This is a genomic window from Ruegeria sp. AF2, from assembly GCF_056542025.1.
The window spans coordinates 727,835-750,336 of sequence record NZ_JBQFZC010000001.1; the positions used below are offsets into that span (position 1 = coordinate 727,835).

16 protein-coding genes are annotated in these 22,502 nt (G+C 58.0%); 11 read left to right on the top strand and 5 right to left on the bottom strand.

Features of this window, described 5'->3' with window-relative positions; all coding sequences use genetic code 11:
- Window positions 1–42: 42 nt before the first annotated feature.
- The 4 genes from ACR0NM_RS03605 to ACR0NM_RS03620 all read left to right on the top strand — a co-directional run bounded on the left by ACR0NM_RS03605 (window position 43) and on the right by ACR0NM_RS03620 (window position 6,581).
- On the top strand, window positions 43–3,426 hold the full coding sequence (locus ACR0NM_RS03605; protein WP_480613261.1) for a YhdP family protein: 3,384 nt from the start codon (window positions 43–45) through the stop codon (window positions 3,424–3,426).
- 44 nt (window positions 3,427–3,470) lie between these two features.
- Complete coding sequence (gene queA, locus ACR0NM_RS03610) at window positions 3,471–4,517, top strand: tRNA preQ1(34) S-adenosylmethionine ribosyltransferase-isomerase QueA (protein ID WP_480613913.1); 1,047 nt, start codon at window positions 3,471–3,473, stop codon at window positions 4,515–4,517.
- 106 nt (window positions 4,518–4,623) lie between these two features.
- Window positions 4,624–5,895, top strand: coding sequence for an MFS transporter (locus ACR0NM_RS03615; protein ID WP_170422201.1), 1,272 nt, complete (start codon window positions 4,624–4,626; stop codon window positions 5,893–5,895).
- A gap of 107 nt (window positions 5,896–6,002) precedes the next feature.
- On the top strand, window positions 6,003–6,581 hold the full coding sequence (locus ACR0NM_RS03620; protein ID WP_170396541.1) for a DUF924 family protein: 579 nt from the start codon (window positions 6,003–6,005) through the stop codon (window positions 6,579–6,581).
- Here ACR0NM_RS03620 and ACR0NM_RS03625 read toward each other — a convergent pair.
- Window positions 6,578–7,012 (bottom strand): hypothetical protein, encoded by a 435-nt coding sequence (locus ACR0NM_RS03625; RefSeq protein ID WP_170565982.1) that lies wholly within the window; start codon window positions 7,010–7,012, stop codon window positions 6,578–6,580. The genes ACR0NM_RS03620 and ACR0NM_RS03625 overlap by 4 nt on opposite strands.
- 212 nt (window positions 7,013–7,224) lie before the next feature.
- On the opposite strand from ACR0NM_RS03625, the gene lpdA reads away from it, so the two are divergent.
- Window positions 7,225–8,619 carry a dihydrolipoyl dehydrogenase gene (gene lpdA, locus ACR0NM_RS03630; protein WP_480613263.1) on the top strand — a complete coding sequence of 465 codons (1,395 nt, stop codon included), beginning with the start codon at window positions 7,225–7,227 and terminating at the stop codon, window positions 8,617–8,619.
- A gap of 134 nt (window positions 8,620–8,753) precedes the next feature.
- Here lpdA and ACR0NM_RS03635 read toward each other — a convergent pair whose 3' ends face one another.
- On the bottom strand, window positions 8,754–10,139 hold the full coding sequence (locus tag ACR0NM_RS03635; RefSeq protein WP_170512055.1) for a dipeptidase: 1,386 nt from the start codon (window positions 10,137–10,139) through the stop codon (window positions 8,754–8,756).
- A gap of 302 nt (window positions 10,140–10,441) precedes the next feature.
- On the opposite strand from ACR0NM_RS03635, the gene hemA reads away from it, so the two are divergent.
- The 3 genes from hemA (at window position 10,442) to ispG (ending at window position 14,202) form a co-directional block, all read left to right on the top strand.
- Window positions 10,442–11,665, top strand: a complete 1,224-nt coding sequence (gene hemA / locus ACR0NM_RS03640; RefSeq protein WP_170598075.1) for a 5-aminolevulinate synthase — start codon at window positions 10,442–10,444, stop codon at window positions 11,663–11,665.
- Window positions 11,666–11,795: 130 nt separating this feature from the next.
- Window positions 11,796–13,010, top strand: coding sequence for a helix-turn-helix domain-containing protein (locus tag ACR0NM_RS03645; RefSeq protein ID WP_480613265.1), 1,215 nt, complete (start codon window positions 11,796–11,798; stop codon window positions 13,008–13,010).
- 70 nt (window positions 13,011–13,080) lie between these two features.
- Window positions 13,081–14,202: a flavodoxin-dependent (E)-4-hydroxy-3-methylbut-2-enyl-diphosphate synthase gene (ispG, locus tag ACR0NM_RS03650; protein WP_480613267.1), complete on the top strand. Its 1,122-nt coding sequence runs from the start codon at window positions 13,081–13,083 to the stop codon at window positions 14,200–14,202.
- A gap of 6 nt (window positions 14,203–14,208) precedes the next feature.
- Here ispG and ACR0NM_RS03655 read toward each other — a convergent pair whose 3' ends face one another.
- The 3 genes from ACR0NM_RS03655 to ACR0NM_RS03665 are packed head-to-tail and all read right to left on the bottom strand — an operon-like array spanning window position 14,209 to window position 17,442.
- Window positions 14,209–15,279 (bottom strand): agmatine deiminase family protein, encoded by a 1,071-nt coding sequence (locus tag ACR0NM_RS03655; protein ID WP_480613269.1) that lies wholly within the window; start codon window positions 15,277–15,279, stop codon window positions 14,209–14,211.
- Window positions 15,280–15,301: 22 nt separating this feature from the next.
- Window positions 15,302–16,060, bottom strand: a complete 759-nt coding sequence (locus ACR0NM_RS03660) for a DsbA family protein (RefSeq protein WP_170396556.1) — start codon at window positions 16,058–16,060, stop codon at window positions 15,302–15,304.
- On the bottom strand, window positions 16,057–17,442 hold the full coding sequence (locus tag ACR0NM_RS03665; protein ID WP_480613271.1) for a M48 family metalloprotease: 1,386 nt from the start codon (window positions 17,440–17,442) through the stop codon (window positions 16,057–16,059). The genes ACR0NM_RS03660 and ACR0NM_RS03665 overlap by 4 nt, the downstream gene beginning before the upstream one ends.
- On the opposite strand from ACR0NM_RS03665, the gene ACR0NM_RS03670 reads away from it, so the two are divergent.
- The 3 genes from ACR0NM_RS03670 to ACR0NM_RS03680 all read left to right on the top strand — a co-directional run bounded on the left by ACR0NM_RS03670 (window position 17,441) and on the right by ACR0NM_RS03680 (window position 22,473).
- On the top strand, window positions 17,441–18,604 hold the full coding sequence (locus ACR0NM_RS03670) for a pyridoxal phosphate-dependent aminotransferase (RefSeq protein WP_480613273.1): 1,164 nt from the start codon (window positions 17,441–17,443) through the stop codon (window positions 18,602–18,604). The genes ACR0NM_RS03665 and ACR0NM_RS03670 overlap by 2 nt on opposite strands.
- Before the next feature lie 66 nt (window positions 18,605–18,670).
- Window positions 18,671–19,891 (top strand): N-acetylmuramoyl-L-alanine amidase, encoded by a 1,221-nt coding sequence (locus ACR0NM_RS03675; protein WP_170626681.1) that lies wholly within the window; start codon window positions 18,671–18,673, stop codon window positions 19,889–19,891.
- Between the two features lie 95 nt (window positions 19,892–19,986).
- Complete coding sequence (locus ACR0NM_RS03680) at window positions 19,987–22,473, top strand: PBP1A family penicillin-binding protein (protein ID WP_170403028.1); 2,487 nt, start codon at window positions 19,987–19,989, stop codon at window positions 22,471–22,473.
- The last annotated feature ends 29 nt before the right edge of the window (window positions 22,474–22,502 follow it).

A 22,502-nucleotide genomic window follows, 5' to 3' on the forward strand; every position in this document is an offset into this window, starting at 1 on the left:
GGTTGCCGCATATCATAGGGCTCCGTTGACAGGTTGAAAGGCGTGAGACGCAAATTGGTCCAGCAAGAACAGCAGGATGACACGAAGGCGGATAAGAAACCCCGCCGTCGGTCGCGGCGTCGGACCGCAGGGCTGTGGACATTGCGCGGTGTCTTCATCCTTGGATTTCTGGCACTGGTCACCGGCTTTATGGTTGTCGGCCAGCGCATGCACGCGCCGGATTGGTTGCGCGACCGGGTCGAGGCGCGCCTTGATCAGACATTGGGTGGCGTCAAAGTTCGGTTCGGCGATGTCAGTTTCATCATTCATGAAGGCTGGCGTCCGCGATTGCGACTGACCGATGTTCGTATCAGCGATGCGGACGGACGGCAGATTGCCGAAGTGTCCGACCTGCGGGCCAGCCTGTCGATGCGCCCGCTGTTGCGTGGGCATGTGCGCCCGAAGCGGATCATATTGCAAGGCGCGCAGATTGCACTGACACGGGGTGTCGATGGAGCGCTGTCGCTGACGGTCGGTGCCGGAAGTGCGCCGGTCGGTCAGGCCCGGAACCTGGCGCAGCTGATTGAATCATCGGACGAGGTGTTCCAGGCACCTATTTTGTCAGCCCTGACCTCGGTCGAACTGGATGCAATTACGCTGGACTATCAAGACCTGCGGTTGGGCCGGTCCTGGGTGCTGGACGGCGGGCGCATTCAGGCCAACCGCAACGCGGGTGAGGTTCGTCTGGCCACCAATTTCTCGGTGCTGGCCGGTCGCGATTATGTCAGTACGATCGAGGCCAACTATACCAGTTTGCTGGGTAGTCCGGCTGCGCAGTTCGGCATCTCGATCACCGATCTTCCCGCCGAGGATATCGCAGGCCACAGCCCGGCGCTGGCATGGATGCAGGTACTTCGCACACCGATCTCAGGTGCTTTGAGGGGTGGCATTGATACTGAGGGCGCGCTGGGGCCGGTCTTTGCCACGTTGAATCTGGGTGCAGGCGCCGTGCAGCCCACGCCTGAAACAACACCGATCAAATTCGACGCGGCGCGGACGTATTTTACCTACGACCCGAAACAACAGGCGCTGGATTTCAACGAAGTCTCGATCCAGTCTGCCTGGGGTACGGTGCAGGCAGATGGCAAGGCCTTTCTACATGGGGTCAAAGCTGGCGGGTTGGACAGTATGTCGGGGCAGTTCCGCCTCAGCGGGATTGAGATCAACCCGGCCAATCTGTTCCCCGAAGCACTGAATCTGACGCGGGCCGATGTTGATTTCCAGATGAAACTTGCGCCGTTCCGTATACAGCTGGGGCAAATGACGGTTGAAGACGGTGCACATCGCGCACGGCTCAGCGGGTCTCTGGCTGGTTTGAACGACGGCTGGGTCGCAGCCATCGATGCGCAGATTGATCGGATGAGCTCTGATCAGCTGTTGAACTACTGGCCCGAACGACTTGCCCCGAAACCGCGCCTTTGGGTCACCGATAACCTCTATCACGGAGAAATGTCCGATCTGGATTTCGCCCTGCGTCTACGGCCCGGCGAAAAGCCGGACATCTATGCGGATTTCGAATTCGACAAGACCGAGATTCGGTTCGCCAAGACGTTGCCAACTATCCAAGACGCGCAGGGGCAGGCCAGCCTGCTCAACCGGCGCTTTACCGTCTCGGCGCAAAAGGGGATTGTGATCGCGGATGAAGGAGGTACCGTTGATGCCTCGGGCACCTCGTTCATCATCCCCGATACCGGCATCAAAAAAACCACCCCGGCCATTGCGCGGATTAAGGCCAGCGGCAGTGTAACCGCAGCCATGTCATTGCTGGACCGCCCGCCGCTGCAACTGTTGACCAAGGCCAATCTGCCGGTGGATCTGGCCGACGGTCAGGTCAGTCTGAGTGGAACGCTTTCCTTGCCGCTGATCAAGGGCCTGAAGCTGGAAGATACCAGGTTCCATTTCATTGGCGAGTTGTCGAATTTGGACAGCAGCAAGCTGGTACCCGGATTTGAAGTCAGCGCAGACCGATTGGACCTGAGCGGCGACCAGACGCAAGTGGCCATCCAGGGCGAGGGGCTGTTTGGTGTCGTACCGGTTGAAGCGCTTTGGCGGCAGCCGATCGGAGGCGAAACCCCGCAGCAAAGCGAACTGACAGGTCAAATCGAACTCTCCCCGCGTCTGATGGAACAAATCAATGCCGGATTGCCGCGCGGCATGTTGACCGGAGAGGGGATCGCCGATTTCAGCCTGAGTCTTGGTGCGGGTGAGCCCCCGCGCTTATCGGCACAGTCCGATTTGGTTGGCGTCGCGTTGGCGATCCCTGAGCTTGGATGGCGCAAATCAGCCAGCACTGGCGGCTCTCTGACTGCCGAGGCCACGCTGGGCGCTCAGCTAAGTGTCGATTCCCTTCGGATCAACGCTGCTGGTCTACGGACAACTGCAGCGATCTCGTTCCGGGATGGCGGGTTCGAAAGGGTACGGTTCAGCACGTTCGAACTGGGCGACTGGCTTGCAGTTCCGGCGGAATTGATTGGGCGTGGTGCCGCGCTGCCAGATATCCGTGTGTTGGGCGGCGTGCTTGATCTGGGAAAATCCACCATCGGTGAGGGAGGTAGCAGCGGTGGTGCTGCCGGGCCCGGGCCAAAGCTGGATGTGAAGCTGGACCGACTACAAGTCACTGAATCCGTTGCGTTGACCGGGTTGACTGGCTCGTTTCAAACCACTGGCGGACTGACCGGCAGCTTTGCGTCGCAAGTCAATGGCGGTGCAGCGATCCGCGGACAGGTCACCCCGCGCGCGTCCCGATCTGCGGTTGGTCTAACCTCGGACGATGCGGGGGCAGTTCTGCGATCAGCGGGGGTTCTGACGCAGGCACGCGGTGGAACAATGCAATTGCAGCTGGATCCGATCGCGGAGCCTGGAAACTATGACGTCGACCTGAAAATCAAAAATACGCGGATCACGGACGCCCCGGCCATGGCAGCGATATTGAACGCGATCAGTCTGGTGGGGTTGCTGGATGAAATGGCGGGGCAAGGTATTTTCTTCGCAGCCATCGACAGCAAAATGCGTATCACTCCGACCGAGGTGAAAGTGCTGAGCGGTAGTGCCGTGGGGCCATCAATGGGGCTGTCCTTTGATGGTACGGTCGACACTGTAGCCGGGATGCTGAACCTGCGCGGCGCGATTTCACCGATCTATCTGGTCAATGCTATTGGCAGCGTTCTGACCAAAAAGGGGGAAGGTATCTTTGCCTTCAACTACACTTTGTCCGGACCGCTGTCCGACCCGCAAGTTTCGGTCAATCCTCTGTCTGGTCTCGCACCCCTGTTTCTGCGCAACCTGTTGCGCGAACCTGCGCCAACGGTCTCGGATGGCCCGAATGCCACACCGGATCGATCTGGCGAACCCAATCCCGCCTTCCAGACACGTGGTGAGGATCGCTGATCTGAGCTGTGGCCGAATCTGTCGGGCCGATGTATGGCGCGGCCATGAAACTCAGCGACTTTGACTTCCACCTGCCCGAACACCTGATTGCCACGCGTCCCGCCAGCCCGCGCTCGTCCGCGCGACTGCTGCTTGCGCAGGGTGATGCTGTTCAGGACCGGCACGTGTTCGATCTGCCGGACATATTGCAGCCCGGGGACCGTCTGGTGCTGAACGACACCCGCGTCATTCCCGCTCGCCTCAGCGGTCGCCGCCACCGTGACAGCGCGCAAGGGCCGGTATCTGCCGCGATTGAGGCGACATTGCTGGACCCGCAATCTGATGGTTGTTGGGCCGCGCTGATCAAGCCGCTTAAGAAGATCAAACCGGGCGAAGAGATCGTATTCTCAGACGATCTGAGCGCAACCCTGGACCGAGTTGCCGATGGCCAAGCCTATCTGCGCTTTAACCTGACCGGAGAGGATTTCGATCAAGCGTTGGAGCAGGCCGGCGCGATGCCGTTGCCTCCCTACATCGCAGCGAAACGTGCGGCGGATGAACAAGACAAGACCGACTACCAAACTGTGTGGGCGCGAAACTCCGGAGCCGTAGCGGCCCCAACCGCGTCCTTGCATTTTGATGATGCGCTTTTGCAGGCGCTATCGGAGCGCGGTGTCGAGTTCACGCATGTCACACTGCATGTGGGGGCAGGCACATTTCTGCCGGTCAAAGTGGAAGACGTGACCACCCACAAGATGCACGCCGAATGGGGACGGGTCAGCGCGCAGGCCGCTGCCGAGATTGCGGCGACCAAAGAAGCGGGCGGGCGCGTTATCCCGGTGGGCACAACTGCCCTTCGACTGATCGAAAGCGCAGCACGACGCGGCCGGATCGCGCCGTGGGAGGGCGAGACCGATATCTTCATATACCCAGGTTTTGAATTTCACGTCACTGATGCGCTGATGACCAACTTCCACCTGCCGAAATCCACATTGCTGATGCTGGTTTCGGCGTTGATTGGGCAGGATCGGGTCAAGTCGGTCTATGACCACGCTATCGCAGAAGAATATCGCTTTTTCTCATACGGCGACGCGTCTCTGCTGATACCATAGTCGTATCTTGGCCATCTGCGCCCTTACAATGTCGTAGACAAACGCGACGTGCTTCGTCATTGACGGCAAAGCGGACAAAACACACCAGCAATTTTGGATAGGCAGAATGCTTCAGGTTCTTTCCAGCGCTTGGGCGCTTCTTCTGGGAATGGGGTTGCTGATGGTCGGCAATGGCCTGCAAGGCACGTTGCTGGGGGTGCGTGGAGAAATCGAGGGATTCTCGACCCTAGAGATGTCCTTTGTGATGTCGGCCTATTTCCTTGGGTTCCTTGGCGGCTCGCGTCTGGCACCTGAAATGATCCGCCGCGTGGGGCACGTGCGCGTGTTTGCGGCGCTGGCCTCGTTCATCTCGGCTGTCATGATCATGTATCCGATGCTGACCGATCCAATTGCATGGTCGATTGGCCGCGTGATTATCGGGTTCTGTTTTTCGGGCGTGTATGTGACCGCGGAAAGCTGGCTGAACAATGCCGCAAACAACGAGAACCGAGGGCAGGCGCTGTCGCTTTATATGATGGTGCAGATGACAGGTGTGGTGAGTGCCCAGGCCTTGTTGCTGGTCGGTGACCCGGCAGGATATGAGACCTTTGTCATCGCTTCTATACTGGTTTCGATCTCATTTGCGCCTATCCTGCTGTCCATTTCTCCGACCCCGGCGTTCGATACCACCAAACCGATGACATTGCGCCAGCTGATGGAAACATCGCCGCTGGGCTGCGTCGGCATGTTCTTGCTTGGCGGGATATTTTCAGCGCAATTCGGGATGAGCGCCGTTTATGGCGCTCAGGTTGGATTGAGTCTGGTCGAGATTTCGACCTTCGTAGCGGTGTTTTATATCGGCGCCGTAGTCCTGCAATATCCGTTGGGCTGGATGTCCGACAGAATGGACCGCCGTCTGCTGATCATGCTGGTGGCCGCTGTTGGTGGGGTAGGCGCCGTGATAGGCATGATACTTGGCGTCACTTTCACCATGCTTCTCGTAGCTGCCTTTATCATCGGCGGCATGACAAGCCCGCTCTATTCTCTGTTGATCGCGTATACCAATGACTACTTGGAGTATGACGATATGTCGGCGGCTTCGGGCGGTCTGGTTTTTATTAACGGCTTGGGCGCAATCGCAGGTCCAATTATCACCGGTTGGCTAATGGGGGCTGGCGTGCTCGGCCCACAAGGCTTTTTCCTGTTCATCGCGGCGCTGATGTTCATCATGGCCGCCTACGCGGCCTATCGTATGACCCAGCGCGTCTACAAACCCGTGGATGAAACCGGATCGATTGCCCCGATCTACCCGACATCTTCGCCCGTTGCCCTGGAAGTTGCGCAAGAGGTCGCCATTGAGGCCGCCCAAGACGAGCAGGATACGCAAGAACCCGCCTGAACGTCGGAAATGTGACTTTTGTGTTGCAATATGTTACTGTCACAAATCTGTAAAAGTGATTTTAATGACGTTACGTCCTGGGGAGGGCAATTACGGAGTCTAGGGCAATGGTAGGTCCTGAAGAAGTATTGAGTTTTTGGTTAGATGAGGTTGGCCCCGAGGGGTGGTACCTGCAGGATGAAGCGCTGGATGCGCGGATCCGGGATAAATTTCTTTCAACATGGGAAGCCGCGTGTGAGGGTAAATTCTCGCTTTGGCTGACCTATCCTAGCGGTTCGCTGGCCTATATTATTCTTATGGATCAGTTGCCTCGCAACATGTTCCGGGGAAGCAAACAGGCCTTTGCATCGGATCGGGCAGCACTGGCTGCAGCGAAATGCGCGGTCGACAAAGGCTGGGATCTTAAGATCGACGAACCGGCGCGGCAGTTCTTTTATTTGCCGATGATGCATTCGGAAAATCTGTGCGATCAGGAGCGCTGTGTGCGCCTTATGATCGAACGGATGCCGGAAGGCGGCGAGAGCAATCTGCTTCATGCGCGCGCTCATCGTGAAGTGATCCGCAAGTTCGGTCGTTTCCCGTATCGAAACGATGCGCTGGAACGCGCGACCACTGAACACGAAGCCGCATATGTCAGTAATGGCGGATATGGTTCGACTGTGCGCGAGTTGCAGGCCGCGACCTAGGTCGCGGGCTCACAGCCTTTTAGGATCAGAAGGCGGTCGGTGACAGTGTCGGCGGATGTCGTGATGGCATAGTCGATCAAGTCTTCTGGTTTTTCGACCAGGCCCGCCAATCGGGCCTGAGTGTCTTCCAGCTTCCCCTCCAGATCACCCAAACGTCGCAATGCCGCATTCAACTGTTGGCGCGTGACCGCATCGAGCTGCGTGCCCTGACTGCCAAGGGTCGCAAGATCGCTGCGCAACGCGGCCAGTTCCCCACGAATTCCCTGCGCCTGATCTCGTAGCGGCGCCACGACCTGCAGGTTCTCAGCAAACCCGACCCGGATCTGATCGACAGACTGCGCAAGTTTCCACCCCAAAAACAGGCATAAAGCCAACAATATCAATGTCGCGTTCAAAAGAGCGAGCAGTAAATCTTTGAGCGTTTTAGCCATGATACGCCTTTCGAAAATCGGGAAGGTCAAAAACTGGTAGTGCATATTCGTCAGTTCTAGCCTTTGCGGTAACGTGGGTATAGGCTGAATTCAGCTCCAAATACCTGATTTGACCCCGCGTCACATATGTCGCGGGCTCTGATGTTGATGCGTTGTAAAAAATAGTTTAACGGTAAACTAGTTTTTGAACTGACCTGTGCCGAGAGGGAAACATGGCTGCACAATCTTATGATCTGATCGTAATCGGGGCTGGCCCCGGTGGCTATGTAGCCGCTATTCGCGCGGCGCAACTGGGCCTGAAGACCGCTGTCGTCGAGCGCGAACATCTGGGTGGTATCTGCCTGAACTGGGGCTGTATCCCGACAAAGGCACTACTGCGATCATCGGAAGTGTTCCACCTGATGGAGCGTGCCAAAGATTTTGGCTTGAAAGCAGACAAGGTCGGCTACGATCTGGATGCGGTTGTGAAGCGCTCGCGCGGTGTTGCCGCGCAGTTGTCCGGCGGTATAGGTCATCTGCTGAAAAAGAACAAAGTCGCCGTTGTCATGGGTGAGGCATCGATCCCCGCCAAGGGCAAGGTCAGCGTCAAAACAGACAAAGGCACGGAAGACCTAGCCGCGAAGAATATCGTTCTGGCCACCGGTGCCCGGGCGCGCGAACTGCCGGGCCTTGAAGCGGATGGCGATCTGGTCTGGACGTACAAACACGCGCTGCAACCGCCGCGGATGCCCAAGAAACTGCTGGTCATCGGCTCGGGTGCGATCGGGATCGAATTCGCCAGCTTCTATAACACTTTGGGCGCGGACACGACCGTGGTCGAGGTGATGGATCGAGTGCTGCCTGTCGAAGATGCCGAGATCAGTGCATTTGCCAAGAAAGCTTTCACCAAGCAGGGCATGACCATCATGGAAAAGGCGATGGTTAAACAATTGGACCGCGCCAAGGGCAAGGTGACTGCGCATATCGAGGTGAAAGGCAAGGTTGAGAAACACGATTTTGACACGGTGATCTCGGCCGTGGGCATCGTCGGCAATGTGGAAAACCTCGGGCTTGAAGCCTTGGGTGTGAAGATCGACCGCACGCACGTGGTCACCGATGAATACTGCCGCACTGGGGTAGACGGGCTTTACGCTATAGGTGATATCGCCGGGGCGCCCTGGCTGGCACACAAAGCCAGCCACGAAGGCGTGATGGTAGCTGAGCTGATCGCGGGCAAACACGCACATCCGGTCAAGCCTGAAAGCATCGCGGGCTGCACTTATTGCCAGCCTCAGGTCGCTTCGGTTGGGTATAGCGAAGCCAAGGCCAAAGAGCTGGGCTTTGACATCAAGGTCGGACGCTTCCCGTTCATCGGCAACGGCAAGGCCATCGCGCTTGGTGAGCCCGAGGGACTGATCAAGACCGTCTTCGATGCCAAGACTGGGGAACTGCTAGGTGCACACATGATCGGTGCCGAAGTCACAGAGCTTATTCAGGGCTATGTGGTCGGTCGCCAGTTGGAAACCACTGAAGAAGACCTGATGAACACCGTCTTCCCGCATCCGACGCTGTCTGAAATGATGCATGAAAGCGTGCTGGATGCCTATGGACGCGTGATCCACATGTAAGGACAGGAGGCTCTGCCCCCGCCGCGGCAAGCCGCGACTCCCCCGAGATATTTATAGCCAGATGAAGCAGGGGATCCGTACTTCATCTGGCCGAAAATACCTCGGAGCGCGAGGCAGAGCCTCGCAAAGGATCCTCATTTATTTATTGCTTCCAATATACGGGCCCACGAGCGGATGCCTTTGTGGAAGCTTTTGACGTCGTATTTCTCGTTCGGCGAGTGGATGGCATCATCGTCATTGGCATACCCAACCAGCATCGAATCCAGCCCCAACACTGTATTGAAATATCCAACCACCGGGATTGATCCGCCCATCCCGGTGAAAACGGCCTCGCGATTCCACTCGTCCGAAAGTGCTCCGCGGGCCGCTTCGAATTCTGGGCGGCTAAGGTTCATCACCGAAGCAGGCGAGCCTTCGAGATCACTGTCCCAGACCACTTTAGCATCCGTAGACAGGCGCTCTTCGACATGTTTGCGGATCCTTTTGCGGAGCGCGTCCGGGTCCATGTCGCCGACCAGGCGGCAGGTGATCTTGCAATGTGCCTCGGACGGGATAACGGTTTTGGAGCCCGCGCCGTTGTAACCTCCCCAAAGGCCATTCACTTCGAGCGTGGGTCGCGCCCATTGTTGTTCCAGCGTGGAATAGCCTGTTTCACCGTGCGGCTCAGTATAGCCAACCGAATTCAAGTATTCCGCTTCATCGAACCCGCAATTCTCCCATTGGCGCAACTGCTCGGCCGGGACTTCGTGTACGCCTTCGTAAAAACCTTCGACTGCGACGCGGCCGGTTTCTTCATCATAGAAGGATGCGACGATGCGCGACAGTTCCCGCAGCGGGTTCAGACCCGGCCCGCCATAGTGGCCCGAATGCAGGTCGATGCGGGGACCGATGATTGTGAATTCATCCTTGAGCATGCCGCGCAATTGCGACGCTATCGAAGGCACCCCCCGCGACACCATCGAAGTATCACAGACCAGCGCGAGATCCGCCTGAAGCTCGGATTTGTTTGCTTTGAGAAATGGCACGAGCGAGGGCGACCCAGATTCTTCCTCACCTTCGAAGAAAAACGTGATGCGGCAGGGCAGGGTGCCATGCACTGCTTTCCAGGCGCGGCAGGCCTCGACGAAGGTCATCAGTTGGCCTTTGTCGTCAGAAGCGCCGCGCCCGCGTATCACCTGTCCGTGTGGAGTGTCTTCCAAAGCCGGATCGAAAGGATCGCGTGTCCACAGCTCCAGCGGATCGACAGGTTGCACATCATAGTGCCCATAGAACAGAACATGCGGCCCACCGCTGTCCTCACCGACATGGCCAACGACCATGGGATGTCCCGGAGTTTCGCGCTTTTCGGCTGCAATACCGATACTTTTCAGATCCGCCACCAGCCAATCGGCAGCCTGGTCGACTTGGTCCTTGAAGGCCGGGTCAGTCGAGATGGAGGGAATGCGCAGAAACTCCATCAGGCGGTCGATGGAGGTGGTCAGATCGGTATCGATCCGGCTCAGTACAGCGTCAAGCGACATAGGGGTCTCCTGGGAAGGTCTTGAAATTGGGCAGAGCCTATCAGCATGGGCGGTACCGTCCAGCAGGTTTCTGTGCTGGATCTGGGGGAAAGGCCTGCGGCGTTTCCTCGCGTCTTGTGGTCGTAACTTTGCTTGTCGGTTTAGGCGTTTGGCGTTATTTGATGCAAATCAAAGTTGGGTTCAGCTATTCGGCTGTAGGCCAGTTGGACAGATGAACGCGACGCCATACTTCCAGCCCGGCTTGTGAAGTGGCGAAAAAAGTCGCCCGGGGCTATAATAACCGGGCATCCAAGGAGGGTCCGTTGGACTATACTGCTCAGCTCGATACAGCGATTGCCAGGCTGCATGACGAAGGACGTTATCGGACCTTTATCGATATTGAACGCCGGAACGGTCATTTTCCGCATGCGGTACGGACTTGTCCCGATGGTTCGCAGCAGAACATCACCGTGTGGTGTGGCAATGATTATTTGGGCATGGGTCAGAATCCTGTTGTTCTGGAGGCCATGCACGAGGCGGTGGAGGCCGCAGGCGCAGGCTCGGGCGGAACGCGCAACATTTCAGGCACGACAGTCTATCACAAACGGCTGGAAGCTGAATTGGCGGACTTGCACGGCAAAGAAGCCGCACTGCTATTCACCAGTGCCTATATCGCCAATGACGCGACACTCAGCACTCTGCCAAAACTGTTCCCCGGCCTGATTATATATTCCGATGCACTGAACCATGCGTCGATGATCGAAGGCGTGCGCCGCAACGGGGGGGCCAAACGCATCTTCCGCCACAATGACGTGGCACATCTGCGTGAGTTGCTTGAGGCTGATGACCCTGCAGCCCCCAAGCTGATCGCGTTTGAGTCGGTCTATTCGATGGATGGCGATTTCGGACCCATTGAAGATATTTGCGATCTGGCCGATGAATTCGGTGCTTTGACCTATATTGATGAGGTTCACGCGGTTGGCATGTACGGCCCCCGCGGCGGGGGCGTAACCGAGCGTGATCGGTTGGCGCATCGCATTGACATCATCAACGGAACGCTTGCCAAAGCCTACGGTGTCATGGGCGGCTACATCGCGGCGAGTGCCAAGATGTGTGACGCCATCCGGTCCTATGCGCCGGGCTTTATCTTCACTACCTCGCTGCCACCTGCGGTTGCGGCAGGGGCGGCAGCCTCGGTGGCCTATCTCAAGCGCGCGCCTGAACTGCGCGAGCAGCACCAGACCCAGGCCAGCATTCTTAAGCTGAGGCTGAAAGGACTTGGCATGCCTCTGATTGATCACGGCAGCCACATTGTGCCGGTGATCGTTGGCAACCCAGTCCACACCAAGAAGTTGAGCGATATGCTGCTGGATGACTATGGTATCTATGTGCAGCCAATCAATTTCCCGACCGTTCCGCGCGGCACCGAACGTCTTCGGTTTACGCCATCTCCGGTGCATGGACCCGACGAAATGAACCGTCTGGTGCAGGCGATGGACGAACTTTGGTCACATTGTGCGCTAAATCGCGCCGAACTTGCTGGATAACCTCACGCTAAAGTGTGCAACGAGTTTGCTGCGTGTTAAGCTTACGCTAACAAAAGAAGCGGACGAATCGTTATAGGGGCGATTCGACGTTTGCGCGTAACACGCGACAGGCAAAGATGGGGCAGCAGGAATGATTGGGCGCAGATCACAGCGCGATTCCGAAGAAGACATGGACGTCAGACCCAAGGGTTTTGATGACTATGAGGTACGGCTTGGCGATGTCATGCGCGGCGAACGTGCAACGATGGGCAAGTCGCTTCTGGATGTGCAACGTGAACTGCGAATCAAAGCCAACTACATCGCCGCCATCGAAAATGCAGATCCCGATGCCTTTGACACACCCGGCTTCATCGCCGGGTATGTGCGTTCATATGCCCGCTATCTGGGCATGAACCCCGATGAGACTTTTGCGACCTTCTGTCAAGAAAGCGGTTTCGAGGTTGCGCATGGCATGTCGGCTGAGGCGTCGGTGGTCAAAAAGGCGCAAGGTGGAGTGCCCTCACGCGGGCCGATGGGACGTGATCCGTTTGTCTCGCCCAATACGCCTTATATACCGGGCCGAGAATCCGTAGTCAGCCAGATTGAACCGCGTGCTATTGGATCGACGCTGGTGCTGTTGGCCGTCATTGGCGGCATCGGTTATGGGGGCTGGTCGGTTCTGAACCGCATTCAGCAGGTGCAGGTCAGCCCGGTTGAGCAGGCCCCCGTCGTGCTTACAGACCTTGACCCGCTGGATGCCGCACAGGCCCGGCCCGAGGCAACGGAACTGGCCAGCGCCGAGGTGCCAAGCTCTGAAGCGCTGGATCGTCTGTATCGTCCGCAGGCACTTGATGTGCCGGTGCTGGTGGCGCGGGATGCGCCGATTTCCACCCTTGATCCGCGCAATGTCGGAACGTTCCGCGCGCCCGAACCTCCGCAGATCAAGGTGACCGAAGTTCATACGGTTGAACGCCCGGCCTTGCCTCAAGTGGTTGAAAAGCTGGATACGACGCTGAAGATCGTGGCCGTGAACCCCGCTTGGATGCGTGTCACGGCAGCCGATGGCAGCGTGATTTTCGAAGGAACTCTGGGCACCGTTGAGCAGGGCAGCACGTTCGAGGTGCCGCTCACCGAGGAACCCCCGCAACTGCGAGCAGGAGCCGCGGGGTCGGTCTATTTCTCGATGAATGGCGAACATTTTGGTCCTGTGGGCGCGCCGGGTACGGTGGCCAAAGGTGTTGTTCTGTCAAAAGATGCCGTTGCAGAAACCTTCGCAGTTGCCGATCTTGAGGCCGATCAGAACAGCGCACTCAAGCAACTGGTGGCCGAGCTGCAGACCGAGGCGGCAGAAGCGCCAGCCGAGTGATCTTGGCATTGCTCCCCAAGGGATGGCGAACTATCTAAGGGTCAATTCAGGCTGATCCGGATCGATCCTCATGTCGCTCAATCACGTGCGCCCCTGGCGCAATATCTATCGCCGCAAATCCCGCCAGATCATGGTTGGCAATGTGCCCGTCGGAGGTGACGCACCGATTGCCGTGCAGACCATGACCAACACGCTGACCACCGATGTGGCTGCGACCGTGGCACAGGTGCAGGCGGCAGCAGAGGCGGGGGCGGATATCGTGCGGGTCTCGGTCCCGGATGAGGCCTCGTCAATAGCGCTGAAAGAGATCGTGCGCGAAAGCCCTGTTCCTATCGTGGCTGATATTCATTTCCACTACCGTCGCGGAATCGAATCCGCCGAGGCCGGTGCGGCCTGTCTGCGGATCAATCCGGGCAATATCGGCGATGAAAAACGGGTGAAAGAGGTCATCAAAGCCGCGCGAGACCACAATTGCTCGATCCGGATCGGGGTGAACGCAGGGAGCCTGGAAAAGCACCTGCTTGAGAAATACGGCGAGCCGTGCCCCGAAGCGATGGTCGAGAGCGGGTTGGAGCATATCCGTATTCTCGAAGACAACGACTTTCACAATTTCAAGATCAGTGTGAAAGCCAGCGACGTATTCCTGTCAGCCGCGGCTTATCAGGGCATTGCCGAGGCGACGGATGCGCCCATCCATCTGGGCATCACCGAGGCCGGAGGGCTGGTCAGCGGCACCATCAAATCGGCCATCGGTCTGGGCAATCTGCTGTGGATGGGCATTGGCGACACGATCCGCGTCAGCCTGTCTGCTGATCCGGTGGAAGAGGTCAAGGTCGGCTATGAGATCCTGAAATCTCTGGGCCTGCGCCATCGCGGCGTGAACATCATCTCATGCCCCTCCTGCGCGCGACAGGGTTTTGACGTAATCAAAACGGTTGAGGCGTTGGAACATCGCTTGGAACACATCAAGACACCCATGAGCCTGTCGATCATCGGCTGTGTCGTGAACGGTCCGGGTGAGGCGCTGATGACAGATGTCGGTTTCACCGGTGGCGGGGCAGGCTCGGGCATGGTCTATCTGGCAGGCAAAGCCAGCCACAAGATGTCAAACGACCAGATGATTGATCACATCGTTGAAGAGGTCGAAAAGAAGGCAGCAGAGCTGGATGCGGCAGCTGAAGCTGCTGAGTAACAAGGCCTATGCAACAGGCATTTGCTGTGTAGCGCAGTGAATGCCGCCGCCCAGCTCGCCCAATACGTCGACATTCAATGCAATGATCTCGCGCCCGGCGTAGTGACGAGCTAATGCCTTCTGTGCAATCTCATCGGTTTCGCGGTCTCCGAACTGGGCCATCACGATGCCGCCATTACAAACATAGTAATTCGCATAAGACGCCACGAATTCGGGATCGTTAACTCGGCGCCTATTGGGTTCAGGGATCACCTCAACCTGCAATCCTTCTGCGACGAGACGGTCATGAGTATCAAGGGCCGCGACATGAAACGGATCATCCATATCCGGCTCGTCTGGCAGGTTGATCAAAACGCGCCCAGGGCCGGTGAAGCGCGCCAGACTGTCGATGTGGTAATCGGTGATATCCTCGCCCCAGACCCCATCAGACCAGACCATGCGGTCGGCCCCATATGCAGCCAGTAATCGAGATTCAATTTCATTGCGTGACAGGTCTGGATTGCGGTTCTCATTCACCCACGAGCTTTCATGGGCCATGATCAACCCATGACCGTCTTGTTCTACACCGCCGGCCTCGCCTTTCAAGCCGGTCGGAAGCAGGGGCAGACCGAGATGGTCGGCAACCTTGGCAGCGATCCGCGCATCGTGTTTGTGCACCTGTTTCCGACCCCAGCCGTTGAACTGGATATGAGTGACCGCAATCCCGCCTCGATTGTCGATCACGAAGATTGGACCTGCGTCGCGGCACCACAAATCTTCGGTTGGAACATCCCAGAGCTCGACTGATGAGGAGAGTTTTTGACGCGCATCCGCATGGTGCTTTCCCGCCGCAAGCATCGTCACGGGTTCAAAGGCGGAAATGGCGTTCGCGATTTCCGCGATGGTTTGTTGCACCATATCCAGAAAGATCTGGTCACGGTAAACTTTGCGGCTGACCGGCCATTGCATAAATGTGCGTTCGTGGGGCGCTTCTTCCGCCGGTACAAAGAAGTTTGAGGTGCGCTGAGCGAGGGTTTGCTTAGACAGGCCCATAAAACTCAGCGCACCTCCAGTGAGTAAGAGGTTCCGTCGATCCATGCTGGAAACCCACAGTGATGACTTAACCCTGTTCTGCCCGAACACCATTTGCGATCTGGAGCATTTGGTCTGCGGGCAGGTACCCGCGCATCATTTCGGTGCCCAGAACAAAGGACGGTGTGCCTGAAATCCGCAGCTTTTGCGCCAGATCGCGGGTTTTTGCGATTTCTTCGGTGACCTCATCGCTGTTCATTGCCGCGATGATCGCGTCGCTGTCCAGACCCAGCCCATCTGAAATCCGGCGCAGGGTCACCTCGGAGGGCTCGCCGCTGAATTCCAGCAGAGCGTCATGGACCTGCTTATAGGCATCGTCTCCCGCCACCTGTTTTGTTGCGATGGCAAAGCGGGATGACGCTACAGAGGCATCGCCCAGGATCGGCAATTCCTTAATCACAAGACGGATATTGCCGTCCTCGGCCAGCAGGGTGGCCACTTCGGGCACGGCGCGCCGGCAGTAACCGCAACGGTAGTCCATGAACTCGACCAGAGTAATATCGCCGTCCGGATTGCCACCGACCCAGCTGTAACCGTCATTAAAAAGCTCGTCAGCGTTGGCCGCGACAAGCTCCTTGTCAGCCTGAGCCTCGGCAACGGCATTGCGTTCCTCAAGGATGTTGATCGCCTCGAGGATCACTTCGGGGTTTTCCAGAAGGTACTCGCGCACTTGTGCGCCAAACTCGGCCTTCTCGGCGTCGCTCATCGCGTTCAATTCCAGCGCCTGCGCAGGACCAGTGATCAGGGAAAGACCCAATAGGGCCGGTGCAGCATGTCTCAGGATCATTTCCGTTTCCTCTTTTTCTTCTTCTTTGCGCGCTCCGAGGCAATCAACACATCCTGTGCCCTTTGCCAACCCGGAGAGCCTTCGGGGAGCTGTGCAACAGCCCGTTTAGCATGTATGCCCGCATCATCAAGTCGGCCCTGCAGCGCATAGCGTTCTGCAGTCACCGCAGACGCCATTCCGTTGTTGCCCACCTGCGAATAGGCAGAACCCAGATCCTGCATCAGCCGGGCATTGCGATAGTCGCGTGCGCGCGCCTTTTCAAGCACTTGCAGGGCTTTCTTCGTCTTGCCATCCGCCAGCAAAGCACGTCCGTAACCGGCGAGGATCAGGGCATTGTTGGGCGCCATATCAACGGCTGCACCGTAGGCATCCACAGCTTCGGGCACGCGCCGGTTCTCCAATAGAATCTGGCCCTTCAATTCATAAAAAAACGGATCGTCAGGGCGAATCTCCAGCGCACCATCGATTGCGGCGCGGGCACGGGCGAGATCGCGATTTTGATGATGGGCCGATGCCTCGCGCATCAGGCGTATGTCACGATCTTTTTCTTCGCCCGCGCGACGCATGGTCCAGGTCGGGGATCGAAGAAAGGCTGACAACTTACCTTTGATCCGCGCGAACCAGTAATCGGCATTTGCGTTTTGCTCTGCCTTGTCGCCGAATTCGTTCAGAAAGGCCTCGGCGGCGCGCAAACGTTCGCGGCTGGTAGGGTGTGAGCGCATGTAGGGGTCTTGATTGACGGGGTTCAACAGCTCTTGCCCCGCGAACTTACGGTGCAGGATGACCATCCCGCGCGGAGATACTCCCGCCCAACGCAAATAGCTGGCAGCACTTCGATCCGCCGAGGCTTCTTCAGCCCGCGTATGGCCCAGAAAGCTGCGCAGCGCCGAGGCTTGTGTGCCCGCTGCAATTCCTGCTGCAGCTTCTCCGCCACCTGCGGCCGCGGCTGCAAGCGCTAAAAGCGTCCCAAGCTGCGCATTACGTTGCGCCGCGCGCAGGTTCTCTGAGCGTCTGGCCAGGTGGCCGTTGGCGATGTGCGCGGCCTCGTGTGCGATCACCGCTTGCAGCATCTCGGGCGTATCGACGCTTAGGATCAAGCCATAGTTGATATAGATCGTGTTGTAATCGATCACGAAGGCATTGAACGTACCATCATTGACGATCAGTACGCGCACCCGGTTGGTGTTCAGGCCAGCGGCCCGCAGGATCGGAAAGGCGAGCTCTTGCAGCCCGTGTTCAATGTCGGGATCGCGGATAAGGCTTTGCGCGCTGGCCTGCATGGCGCTGATCGACCATGTCACTGCCAGCAGCAACACGGCCGGGATTGACGCCAGCCGGGATAAGCGTTCAAAAGCCATGGCTGCAACATGGGAGATGGCCATGAGAAACTCAACCCGTTCCGGGGTCGATCCCTTCATCGTGATGGACGTGATGGAGGCCGCGCGCAAGGCGGAAGAAGCCGGGCGGCATGTCGTTCACATGGAAGTAGGTCAACCGGGGACCGGCGCACCCAAAGGGGCAACCGAAGCATTGGCGAAGGCCATGGAACAAGGGCCGCTTGGGTATACGGTGGCTTTGGGTTTGCCCGCTCTTCGTCAGCGGATCGCGCAGATGTATGGTGAATGGTATGGCGTTGATCTCAATCCAGAACGGGTGGTCATCACACCGGGATCATCGGGCGGGTTTTTGCTCGCCTTTACCGCTCTGTTCGACAGCGGTGATCGGGTGGGGATTGGTGCCCCGGGATATCCCTCATATAGGCAAATCCTGAAAGCATTGGGTTTGGTGCCGGTAGACTTGCCGACAGCACCGGAAAACCGGCTGCAGCCGGTGCCCGCCGATTTCACGGGGCTTGATTTGCAGGGATTGATGGTTGCCTCGCCTGCCAACCCGACTGGGACAATGCTGGATCATGCGGCGATGCAGGCGCTGATCGATGCGGCGCACGGGCAGGGTGCATCGTTCATCAGTGACGAGATTTATCACGGGCTGGAATACGAGGCCAAAGCCGTCACTGCGCTCGAGCTGACGGATGAGTGCTATGTGATCAACTCATTCTCCAAGTATTTCTCGATGACCGGTTGGCGCGTTGGCTGGATGGTTGTGCCCGAAGATCATGTACGGGTGGTTGAGCGGATTGCCCAGAACATGTTCATCTGCGCGCCTCACGCCAGTCAGGTGGCCGCATTGGCAGCTATGGATTGTGACGACGAATTGCAGGCCAATCTGGATGTATACCGCCGCAATCGTCTGTTGATACTGGACGGGTTGCCTAAGGCCGGTTTTAACAGTATCGCACCGCCGGATGGGGCGTTTTATGTTTACGCGGATGTCTCAGACTTGACCGACGACAGCCGGGCATTTGCAGCCGAGATTCTCGACAAAGCCGGGGTTGCCGTGACGCCGGGGCTGGATTTCGACCCGGTGCGCGGGCACACGACGCTGCGATTTTCCTATGCGCGATCGACCGAAGACATTCAGGAGGGGCTGGATCGGCTGCAACGTTTTATGGCCAAGCGAGGTGCGATCCCGCAATCGGCCTAAAGCGTTCACAAAGGCGGCGTCATGCGATAGGCTCTGCCTCAAACGATCTCGGGATAACTTGAGGCCATGAGCAGGATTTTCTACGCAATCGCCCTGATCTGGGCGTTGAACGGTGTCGCTGTCGCGCAGGACTTCAGCGCGCTCGCACGCGTCCTTCCGGACCAGAGCGGCATCGTCGATGATGGCAATACCGGCGTAAGGGTCGAACTTGGGCTGACTCAAGGCGTGCCATACCGCGTGTTCACGCTGCGCGATCCATACCGCGTGGTGCTGGATTTCCAAGAGGTCGACTGGTCTGGCCTGAACCGCGAGACCTTTCTGCAAACCAGCCGGATCAGCGGTGTTCAATTCGGCGCATACGTGCCCGGTTGGTCGCGTCTGGTGTTGGAGCTGGGCGCTCCGCTGGCGGTGGAAACAGCTGATCTGCGGGTTGATCAGGCGACGGGCACTGCTCAACTATCGCTGCACCTGAAAGGCACTGATTTTGACAGTTTTGCAGCCAGCGCAGGTGCCCCCCGTCAGCCTGGCTGGGATTTGCCGGAACCCGCAGTGACACCGGCACTGCCGCGGCGCGACGGCGTGCGGGCGGTACGGGTCATGCTGGATCCCGGGCATGGCGGCATTGATCCCGGGGCAGAATTCGCTGATACCAATGAGAAAACACTGATGCTGACCTTCGCGCGAGAGCTGCGAGAGGCGCTGCTGCGTACCGGCGGTTTCGAAGTGGTGATGACGCGTGTTGACGATCAATTCGTCTCGCTCGAACGCCGTATCTCGCTGGCACATCAGGCCGGGGCCGACGTGTTTATCTCACTGCATGCGGATTCGCTTTCCGAAGGGCTGGCGCATGGGTCGGTCGTGTACACTCTTTCAGAGGAAGCTTCAGACGTTGCCAGTCAAAAGCTGGCCGAACGGCATGACCGGAGTGATTTGATCGCAGGTATTGATCTCAGCGGTGCAGACGATCAGGTCGCTGATGTGTTGCTGGATCTGGCTCGGCAAGAGACCGTACCACGCAGTAGCGCACTGGCGCGCTCGCTGGTGGATGGAATGACGCAGCAGGGAGGCCCGATGAATCGTCGTCCGCTACGTTCTTCGTCGTTTTCGGTGTTGAAGGCAGCAGATATCCCGTCGGTTCTGGTTGAGCTGGGTTTTTTGTCCAGCCCGCGCGATTTCAAGAACATCTCTGATCCAAACTGGCGCGCATCCATGGCGCATGGGCTTGTGCAGGGGCTTGAGAACTGGCGTCGGGACGATCTGGTGAAGCGATCTCTGATCGGACAATGACGCAGCGGCGCAAAACAGCCATTGTAGCCTTTCGTGTTTTGACCCTGCGCGGGGGCGACACTATATAGGCGTCATCGCGAGTAAAAGGCAGTAACGTGATCCGGTTCATTCTTTCGTTCTTCGGGGCAATTTTCAGTCTCGTGACCTTAGGTATTTTTATGGCCGCGCTGGTCGTTGGCGCGGTGTTCTGGATGTATGGCCGAGACCTGCCCAGCCACGAGTCATTGGCGCAATACAAACCACCGACGATCAGCCGGATTTACTCGGGTGAGGGCCAGCTGATCGACGAATTTGCACAGGAGCGCCGCCTGTTCACGCCGTCCGAGGAAATTCCCGATCTGGTAAAACAGGCGTTTATCTCAGCGGAAGACAAGAATTTCTATACCCATCAGGGCTATGACCCGCGGGGTATCATTGCTGCCGGGGTCGAGGCCGTACGCACTAAAGGCGAAACCGTTCGTGGTGCGTCAACCATCACGCAGCAGGTGATGAAGAACTTCCTGTTGTCCGGTGACCGCCGGGCCGAGCGCAAGATCAAGGAAATTATCCTCGCCACCCGGCTTGAGGATACCTTGGACAAGGAACAGATCCTCGAGCTGTATATGAACGAGATCTTTCTGGGTCAGAACTCTTATGGTGTGACCGCTGCTGCGCAGACCTATTTCAACAAAACTCTGCAGGAACTGGCCCCGCATGAGGCCGCGATGCTGGCGGCGATGCCCAAGGCTCCATCGGACTACCATCCTGTGCGGCAGAAAGAACGTTTGCTGAACCGCCGCAACTATGTGCTGCGCGAGATGCAGCAGAACGGCTATATCGATCAGGCCACCTATGAGACCGAAGTCGAGATGCCTTTGCGTTCGGTTCAGAACGGGGATTTTGAAAGCTTCCGCACTGCACTGCCGCCGCGTGACTATTTCACCGACGAAATCCGACGCCAGTTGAGCGAGGATTTTGGCGAGGGTGAGTTCTTCACTGGCGGTTTCACCGTACGCGCCTCGGTGGATGAGGAAATGCAGGTCGAAGCGGCGAAAGCCCTACGCACGGCGCTGCAGAAATACGACCGCTCTCGCGGGCGGTGGCGCGGCACAGGCGAGGTCATCGCCGAGGAGAAGCTGGCGGATGAAGCACAGTGGCGCGAGGCGCTGGCGATCATGGAAATCCCCCGCGACGTGGTGCTGCCGACGCAGTGGTATCCTGCCGTTGTTCTGAACGTGGCCGACCAATCCCTGACCGTTGGTATCGAAGATGGCCCAGCAGATGGCACCGTCCCGCGCGAAGACATCAAGTGGATGCAGGGCAATTTCCAGGACAATTTCGAACGCGGCGATGTCATTCTGGTAATGGCTGGCGAAGAGGGGCAGTGGTCTGCCCGTCAGGTGCCAGAAGTGCAGGGCGGCTTTGTCGCGATGGACGTGAATTCGGGCCGTGTTCTGGCGATGCAGGGCGGGTTCTCGTATCAGGATACCGTGTTTAACCGCGCCACTCAGGCACAGCGCCAACCCGGGTCGAGCTTCAAACCGTTCGTTTATGCAGCGGCGCTAGACAGCGGATACAGCCCCGCAACGATCGTTGTGGATGCGCCGATTGAAGTGAATACACCGCAGGGACTGTGGCGACCCAAGAACTCGACGAACAAGTTTTACGGTCCAACGCCCTTGCGTACCGGGATCGAACAGTCGCGGAACCTGATGACCATCCGTCTGGCGCAAGAAGTCACAATGCCCGTGGTCGCAGGCTATGCCGAGCGGTTTGGCGTTTATGACCGGATGGGGGCGTTCCTTGCGAACTCGCTAGGGTCTGAAGAGACTACGCTGTACAAAATGGTCGCTGCCTATGCGATGTTCGCCAATGGTGGCGAGCGGGTTGAACCCACACTGGTTGACCGTATTCAGGACCGGTTCGGCAAGACCATCTATCGCCATGACGATCGCCAGTGTGTCGATTGTAACTCTAGCTGGCTTGAGCCTGATGAATCGCCGACGATCCTCACCGATCGCAGCCAGGTCATGGATGCCATCACCGCCTACCAGTTGACGTCGATGATGAAGGGCGTGGTTGATCGCGGCACTGCATCACGTGTTGTGAACCTGCCCGTGCCCACAGCGGGCAAGACCGGCACCACGAACGAATCCAAGGATGCGTGGTTCATCGGTTTCACCTCAAATATCGTGGCCGGTTGCTACATCGGTTATGACCGCCCGCGCCCGATGGGCCGAGGAGCCTACGGCGGCACCTTGTGCGGTCCTGTGTTCCAAAGCTTTATGGAAAAAGCAGTCGAGAAATACGGCGGTGGCCCGTTCGAGGTGCCTCCGGGTGGCCATTTCATCAAGATTGACCGTTTCAGCGGCGCGCGCCTGCCAGAAGACGCGAGTGGAGAATATGTGGTCGCCGAGTATTTCCGTGATGGCGTGGATGGTTTTATCGATCGCGTCTATGACGGTGGCTTCGCGATGGGATCTGACCTGCCGTTGTTTGAAGAGGCAAGTTCGGGCCGTCAGGTGACCACCTCAACCGGGGATACGATCACGGTTGGCCCCAATGCCAGCCAGGGCGATCTGCAGGGCGGCGGGCTTTACTGATCCGCCCAAGTTTCCCGGCTCAGTCGTCT